At 35.9% G+C, this 2,343-nt stretch carries 2 protein-coding genes; both read left to right on the top strand.

Annotation, left to right across the window (positions count from 1 at the left end):
• Positions 1 to 338: 338 nt before the first annotated feature.
• Positions 339 to 521 (top strand): hypothetical protein, encoded by a 183-nt coding sequence (locus IHO13_RS05230; protein ID WP_225538590.1) that lies wholly within the window; start codon positions 339 to 341, stop codon positions 519 to 521.
• 356 nt (positions 522 to 877) lie between these two features.
• Complete coding sequence (locus IHO13_RS05225) at positions 878 to 2,056, top strand: hypothetical protein (protein WP_225538589.1); 1,179 nt, start codon at positions 878 to 880, stop codon at positions 2,054 to 2,056.
• Positions 2,057 to 2,343: the final 287 nt, after the last annotated feature.

Genomic DNA, 2,343 nt, shown 5'->3' with positions numbered 1-2,343 from the left:
TTTCGTTTCTATTGGATGACGTTATAACTTTTTTCCACTTTCGTCTGTCCCCTTTACTATAATAATTACTTTTATTAAGATAGTATTATGACATATCACTTAACATTTACTTTTCAAAGGAACAACATTCCATAGACAATGGTAGTAATGAGTTCTCGGTAAAAGATAAAGAAGGCAACAGATTTATCATTACCGCAGATGGCAACCAAAAGGGAAAATTTTCTTTTTGTAAAGATGGCGGTAGTGAGTATAAGCTTACTCAACACTATGCAGCTAAAGATCCAAAAATATGTAACAAGCTTTCTGATATTGACAGTGCTAACTATATAAACATTATTATGGAAGGATATGATGAAGAATATTTCCAAGGCATGATATTAGGTGAACTAAATAAGTGTAATATTGATTATGCAGTAGTGTATGATGGCAAAATGCAAAATGTGCTGCACAGTCCCTCAATGAATGACTATACAATACAAGAAGATGCCAATATACCTACTTTAGAGGATCTTACAATCTAATCTTCATTATACTATTTGTATACACAAGAGCTTTCCCGGTTCCAGTATCCGTTACTTGAATGATACCTATCATTCCAGTGCGTGAAGCTCTCTTCCAGGAATTTTATTAAGTTGGTGAGCATAAAAGTAGCCGTTTTATGTTAAAATACAGTATTTTAATTATTATGGAAAGAATGGATCCTAATTTCAGCTACTTGGATAACACTCTCCTATTGGATTCAAATCAAAATGTTCGTACAAATGTACGTCAAGCGCTGGAATAACAAGCCTCAAGGAGTTTATGTAAAATCTAGTATTCACGGAAATTACACTTTCTTCATGCATTTTATGTTTTTTTATAATTAATGGAGAGTGATATGACCACTGGTTTGACATTTTATAAAAATTCACAAAGGCAAGCAGCAGACAAAACTTCAGATCTTAATGAAACTAAAGTCATAGTTTACGAAGATGGCGGAGGCAACAAATATATTTTGGATGCCTCAGGTATTTCCAATCTGAGTAACATTGATGATATTAAGTTAAGTAATCTGCTAAAGGCAGAGGTAAAATTTAAATACTATCCAAGTGATGGTAAAGAAGCTGAAAAAAAAGGACTTGGTAACATTATAGGTACATTATTTGCTATAAAGAGTGCTAGCACTGCTAATAGTAAAACAATTCTTGAAAAAGAAATAGCAAAAAAGCCTGTTGTGGATGCTATACTTAGCACAAAAGAAAATGCTGGAGACGCAAAACCAATTTTTGCAGAGGAAATGGCAAAGAAAGTGGATGTTACGGGAGCTATACTTGGTGCAACAGACGCAGGTGGCAAAAAATCAATTTTAGTGGAGAAATTGGGAGGATTTCTTGCTAGTCGAGATGAAGTAAAGTATGATAGTGCACAGAATGCACTTAATCAAACAGCGAAAGCTTTCTTAGAAAGTAAAGGCCTGGCAAGTGCATCAGATATAGCTACTCAATTACTTGATGATGACAATAAAACTACATTAGCAACAGCAGTATTGGATGTAAAAAAAGATGGCACTAATCCTACACTGGAAACAGCTCTTGCAGCTAATAGAACTTTACAAGATGGTGTAGCAGGCAATTTAGCCTTAAAAACAGCTGTAGCAGCTGATGAGGGATTTCGAAGTGCTGTAACAAGCACTCTAGCAAAACCAGCAGATATAGCAGCTGTTCCAGCTTTGCAAAATGCTGTAGCAGGCAGTGACACCTTAAAAACAGCTATAATAACTAATACGGCGTTTCAAGATGCTGTAGTAGGTAAAAAAGTTTTACACGATAGTGTAACTACTCGACTACTTACTGGTAACAATACAGGTAAATTAGGAACAGCGATTTTGAATGCTAAAAGTACTGATGACAAAACGTTAGGAGAACAACTTGCACAAATCCCTGATTTCAAAAATGGTACTAAAATCCAGGCTAATGCTGAAGATCCGGTTTTCCAAAGCGCTGTAAGAGACGTAATGTCAAAACCAGTCTTTGATATTCCAACAGACACAAGTGAACCACTTAATTGGGAGTGGTAAATCGGATAGTGACACTCGACATGTCATTCCACGCACCTTATCTTGTAAGTGCACTTTCCTTGTCATTCCAGCGCGTAACGCTGGAATGACTTTGTTGCACGGCAACCAAAAAACCTAGTGGCTACTGACAAAATTCATTATAAAGTAGGTATTTAACTACCGAAGAAAGAATATGCCACAGAAAATGAAAGTCGGTAATCCAAAAGAAGGTGTATGGTCCCGGACTGTGATAGTATAGGTTTAGTATAAACAATTCCGGAGGCTTTGTCCACTGTAAACATGTAAAT

The sequence above is a fragment of the Wolbachia endosymbiont of Mansonella perstans genome (assembly GCF_020278605.1).
Classification (GTDB): domain Bacteria; phylum Pseudomonadota; class Alphaproteobacteria; order Rickettsiales; family Anaplasmataceae; genus Wolbachia.
Note: the sequence above shows the minus strand (reverse complement) of the source record. Positions and strands in the feature narration are given on the sequence as shown.